This is a genomic window from Arthrobacter sp. 2YAF22_2, from assembly GCF_052114645.1.
Lineage (GTDB): Bacteria > Actinomycetota > Actinomycetes > Actinomycetales > Micrococcaceae > Arthrobacter.
This window is the reverse complement of the sequence record NZ_JBFRFD010000260.1, coordinates 1-5,166: the sequence shown is the minus strand read 5'-3', so window position 1 is coordinate 5,166 and position 5,166 is coordinate 1. Positions and strand designations below refer to the sequence as shown.

Here is a 5,166-nt window from a genome sequence, read left to right as displayed (position 1 = left end):
CGGGTGCTCGGCGGCGTCCTGCAGCCGCATCAGGTCCACGACGTTCACGACCCGGATCTTCAGCCCCGGTGCGCCCTCCTTGAGCAGTTCGGCCGCCGCGACGGTCTCCACCGTGGGGACGTCGCCCGCGCACGCCAGCACGACGTCGGGCGCCTCGCCCGGGACCTCGGAGCCGGCGAAATCCCAGATGCCCAGTCCGCGCTGGCAGTGGTGCGCCGCGTCCAGCGGGCCGAGCCAGGTGGGCGAGGGCTGCTTGCCGCTGACCACGATGTTGACGTAGTCCCGCGAGCGGAGGCAATGCTCCATCACGGAGAGCAGGGTGTTCGCATCCGGCGGCAGGTAGACCCGGATGACCTCGGCCTTCTTGTTGACCACATGGTCGATGAAGCCCGGGTCCTGGTGCGAAAATCCGTTGTGGTCCTGCTGCCAGACGTGCGAGGAAAGCACGTAGTTCAGCGAGGCGACCGGCCGCCGCCACGGCAACTGCCGGTGGACCTTCAGCCACTTGGCGTGTTGGTTAAACATCGAATCGACAATGTGGATGAACGCCTCGTAGCAGCTGAAGACCCCGTGCCGGCCGGACAGCAGGTAACCCTCGAGCCAACCCTGGCACAGGTGTTCGCTGAGCACTTCCATCACCCGGCCGGCCCGTGCGAGGTGCTCGTCCACTTCGTCGATCCGGTACTGCCAGACCTTGTCCGTGACCTCATAGACGTTCTGCAGCCGGTTGGACGCCGTCTCGTCCGGACCGAACAGCCGGAAATTCTCCGGATTGAGCGCGATGACGTCCCGCAGCCACGAGCCGAGTGTGACCATGGCGCTGACCTTCTGCTGGCCCGGCACGGCCACCTCTACCGCGTGGTCCGCGCAGCGGGGCAGTTTCAGGTCGCGCAGCAGGATGCCGCCGTTGGCGTGCGGGGTGGCGCTCATCCGAAGCTCCCCGGCGGGGGCATTCGCGGCGACGTCCGCCCTGAGCCGGCCCTCGCCGTCGAACAGTTCCTCCGGGCGGTAAGACTCCATCCAGCGGCCCAGCTGCGCCAGGTGTTCGGGATTGGTGCGCACCTCGGCGAGCGGCACCTGGTGGGCGCGCCAGGTGCCTTCGACCTGCAGCCCGTCGACGGTTCGGGGACCGGTCCAGCCCTTGGGCGAGCGCAGCACGATCATCGGCCACACGGCGGCGGGAGCATCGTCGCCGTTTCCGCCGGCAGCTGGTGTGGCGACCCTGCGGGCCGTCTGGATGGCCCGGATCTCGTCGAGGCAGCTGTCCAGCGCGGCGGCGAAATCCCGGTGCGCCGCTGCAGTGTCCTGCGGGTCCGTAACGGTCACGAAGTGGGGATTGTGCCCGTAGCCGCGCAGCAGTTGCTCCAGTTGGGCCTCCGGCATGCGCGCCAGGATGGTCGGGTTGGCGATCTTGTAGCCGTTCAGGTGCAGGATCGGCAGGACGGCCCCGTCCGCCGCCGGGTCCAGAAAGTTGTGCGAATGCCAGCTGGTGGCGAGCGGCCCGGTCTCGGCCTCGCCGTCGCCGATCACGACGGCGGTGATCAGCTTCGGGTTGTCGAACACGGTTCCGTAGGCGTGGGCCAACGAGTAGCCAAGTTCGCCGCCTTCGTTGATGGAGCCCGGGGTCTCCGGGGCCGCGTGGCTGGGGATGCCGCCGGGGTAGGAGAACTGCCGGAACAGCTCGGCCAGGCCGTCGGCGTCGGGGCCGACGTTGCTGTAGATCTCCGAGTAGGTGCCCTCCAGCCAGGCGTTGGCCACCACTGCCGGGCCGCCGTGTCCGGGACCGGCGACGAATAGCAGCTCCTGGGCGTCCCGGCGGATCACGCGGTTCAGGTGCGAGTAGACGAAGTTCAGCCCGGGCGTGGTCCCCCAGTGGCCGAGCAGCCGTGCCTTGGTGTCCGCGGCGCTGAGCGGTTCGCGCAGCAGCGGGTTGGAGCGCAGATAGATCTGGCCTACGGAGAGGTAGTTGGCGGCCCGCCACCACCGGTCGACGAGTTCGAGCTCCGTGGCGGCATCTCCGGCCGGCCGCAGTTCGGTCGCCTCATCCAAGCCGTCAGTCACGTGCGTGCCCCGATTCCGTCCGTGCCGCCGGCGGCGACGTCTCTTCCCATCGCAACATTTCCCGGGGCCGAAGACAACCCCCCTTTGGACGGCGGGCGGCGGCGGCCGGACGGCGGGCGGCCGCCCGTGAGCGGCAGTGACAGCTCTGTTACGAAGCCGAATCCTGGTACTTGCCAGCCGGTTGCTGGGCGGTAGTGTGTCAGCAGTATGTTCACGCTGACCATCAACCAAACCGACAGCCGGCGCGATGGCGACCGAGTGCCGCAGCTCCTCAAGGACCTGCGGCACATTCCGGCGCGCCTCGATTTCGACCGCTCGGTGGAGGACGAGGTCCAGGGCATCGTGGACTGCCCGCGCCAGGCCGTCGAGGCGGCGCTGATCGCCCTCCGCTCGGGCGCCTGGTATGTCGGCGTCGGCGTCGGCCCGGTCAACGAACCGCTGCCCAACCAGATCAAGGACGCCTCCGGCCACGGGCTGGTCTACGCCCGGCGTGCCGTCGACCGGCTAAGGAACAGCAAGGAGCGCGTCCCGGTAGCGGTGGAGGGCCCACTCGCGGAGCTTGCCGCGGAAGCCGAGGCCGTGATGCGGCTGCTGGGCCACATTGTGCGTGAACGCAGCGCCGCCGAGTGGCGAGTGCTGGATCTGCTCACCCCGGGCGTGCGCGGGCAGCAGAAAGCAGTGGCGAAGGAGCTGGGCATCACCACGCAGGCGGTCAGCAAGGCCGTGGCCCGGGCGCAGTGGAACGAGGAGCACGCTGCCCGACCGGCCGCGGCCCGGTTGCTCGGCCTGATCCTCGAAGTCCGCTAGGCCGGCGGCGGACCCGCCCCCTACGCCAGGAGGCTGCGCAGCACGTGCGCAGCGCCGTCGTCGAACACGGAGTGGGTGACTTCGTCGGCTGCGGCGATCACTTCGGCCGGGGCCTGGCCCATCGCGACGCCACGTCGGGCCCAGGTGAGCATCTCGATGTCATTCCGGCCGTCGCCGATGGCCACCGTGCGGTGCGCCTCGATGTTGAGCCGTCCGCGCAGCAGCTCCAGGGCGCTGGCCTTGGAGACTCCCGCGGCGGCAATGTCCAGCCAGGCGGTCCAGCCCACGGAGTAGGTGACGCCGGAGAGGCCGATGTGCCGGATCGCGGAGTTGAACTCCTCCGGCGTGTTCTCCGAGCTGAACACCACGACGCGGACGGCGGTGGCCTCCAGCATGGTCTGGAAGTCGACGCCGATCGCTTCGACGCCGAAGCTGGCGTCCTGGAAGCGTTCGGTAGCGAGGAAGTTGCCGTCCGCGTCTTCGAGTGCGTACTTCGCGGAGGGCAGCCGCTTGCGCAGTGCCCTCAGTGCGGGTCCGGGGTCGAAGGTGGCCTTGTGCAGCACCTGGTAGCCGTCGGCGAGGCCGGCATCCAGGCGCAGGGTAACGCCGCCGTTGGAACAGACCGCGTAGCCGTTTTCGATGCCGATGTGCTCGATGATGGGCAGCGTCGCATTGAGCGAGCGGCCGGTTGCGATCATCACCTCGTGTCCGGCGGCCACCACGGCCTGGGCGGCTTCGCGGACAGGTACGGACATGTGCCCGTCGTGGTCGACCAGGGTTCCGTCGACGTCGAGGGCGATCATCATTTTGTCGTCTGCTTCTCGCTGGTCATCGTTGCCAGCGACTGAGGTTTCAGTCAATGTAGTCATCTAACAAGTAGAGCAGACACGGCCGACACTCGCTAGGACACGCACCACAGCGCGGCATGAAGCCTGGGTAAACAGCAGCCGACCTTAGAGGACGGGCAGTACCGTCATGCCGCCGAGGTACTTCTGCAGGGCCACCGGGACGTTGACCGAGCCGTCCGCGTTCTGGTGGTGCTCCAGGATGGCGACGATCCAGCGGGTCGTGGCGAGGGTGCCGTTGAGTGTGGCGACGGCGCGGGTGCCCTTGGGCGCGCCGTCCTCGGTCAGCACGCGTTCACGGATGTTGAGCCGGCGTGCCTGGAAAGTGGTGCAGTTGGAGGTGGAGGTCAGCTCCCGGTATGCGCCCTGGGTGGGCACCCAGGCTTCGCAGTCAAATTTGCGCGCGGCCGAGTTGCCCAGATCCCCCGCGGCGGTGTCGATCACGCGGTARGGMAGCTCGCACTTGGCCAGCATTTCCTCTTCCCACGCCAGCAACCGGGCGTGCTCGCCGGCAGCCTCTTCGACAGTGGTGTAGATGAACATCTCCACCTTGTTGAACTGGTGGACGCGGATGATGCCGCGGGTGTCTTTGCCGTGCGACCCGGCCTCGCGGCGGTAGCAGGAGCTCTGTCCCGCGTAGCGGACCGGTCCGCCGGTGAGGTCCAGGATCTCGTCTGCGTGGTACCCGGCGAGGGCAACTTCCGAGGTTCCGACCAGGTAGAGGTCGTCCTCCGCGAGGCGGTAGATCTCGGCGTCGTGCTTGACGTCGAACCCGGTGCCCTGCATGGTTTCGGGACGGACCAGCGTCGGGGTGATCATCGGGACGAAGCCGGCGTCGATGGCCTGTTCCATGGCCATCTGGAGCAGCGCCATTTCCAGCCGGGCGCCTACGCCGCGCAGGAAATAGAAGCGTGAACCGGAGACCTTGGCCCCGCGCTCCATGTCGATCGCGCCGAGCAGCTCGCCGATCTCAAGGTGGTCCCTGGGCTCAAAGTCGGGGAATTCGCGCGGCGTCCCGACAGTCTTGACCACCACGAAGTCGTCCTCGCCGCCCGCGGGGACGCCGTCCTCGATCAGGTTGGGGATCCCGCGCAAGAGCTCCTCGTGGGCGGACTGGGCGACGTCGGCCTCGGCCGAGGCCTCTTTGACCTGGCCCGCAAGCACTTTGACCTCGGCCAGCAGTGCCGCTTTTTCCTCGCCCTTGGCCTGCGCCACCTTCTTGCCGAAGACGTTCTGCTCGGCCCGTAGGTTTTCGAAACGGATCAGCGCCGCGCGCCGGGCCGAATCCGCAGCGATGATCGCGTCCACCACGGATTCATCGGCACCGCGGGCGCGCTGGCTGGCACGGAACTTGTCCGGATTGTCGCTGAGGTCTTTTACGTCGATCACCAGATAAGACTATCGAATCGCGGGGCCGCCTCCGGGCAGTCCTGCCGCGGCGCACGCCCGGGAT

At 68.1% G+C, this 5,166-nt stretch carries 4 protein-coding genes; 1 reads left to right on the top strand and 3 read right to left on the bottom strand.

Features of this window, described 5'->3' with window-relative positions:
• A partial coding sequence (locus AB4Y86_RS11610) for a phosphoketolase family protein (protein ID WP_441402380.1) occupies nucleotides 1–2,061 on the bottom strand: 2,061 nt, incomplete at its 3' end.
• 207 nt (nucleotides 2,062–2,268) lie between these two features.
• On the opposite strand from AB4Y86_RS11610, the gene AB4Y86_RS11605 reads away from it, so the two are divergent.
• On the top strand, nucleotides 2,269–2,868 hold the full coding sequence (locus AB4Y86_RS11605) for a hypothetical protein (protein WP_441402379.1): 600 nt from the start codon (nucleotides 2,269–2,271) through the stop codon (nucleotides 2,866–2,868).
• A gap of 20 nt (nucleotides 2,869–2,888) precedes the next feature.
• On the opposite strand, the gene AB4Y86_RS11600 is transcribed toward AB4Y86_RS11605, so the two are convergent.
• Nucleotides 2,889–3,737 carry an HAD family hydrolase gene (locus AB4Y86_RS11600; protein WP_441402378.1) on the bottom strand — a complete coding sequence of 283 codons (849 nt, stop codon included), beginning with the start codon at nucleotides 3,735–3,737 and terminating at the stop codon, nucleotides 2,889–2,891.
• Nucleotides 3,738–3,821: 84 nt separating this feature from the next.
• On the bottom strand, nucleotides 3,822–5,102 hold the full coding sequence (gene serS / locus AB4Y86_RS11595; RefSeq protein ID WP_441402377.1) for a serine--tRNA ligase: 1,281 nt from the start codon (nucleotides 5,100–5,102) through the stop codon (nucleotides 3,822–3,824).
• Nucleotides 5,103–5,166: the final 64 nt, after the last annotated feature.

Coding starts and splice junctions, on each gene's coding strand:
- AB4Y86_RS11600 (WP_441402378.1), bottom strand. CDS start 3,737: ATGACTACATTGACTGAAACCTCAGTCGCTGGCAACGATGACCAGCGA.
- AB4Y86_RS11605 (WP_441402379.1), top strand. CDS start 2,269: ATGTTCACGCTGACCATCAACCAAACCGACAGCCGGCGCGATGGCGAC.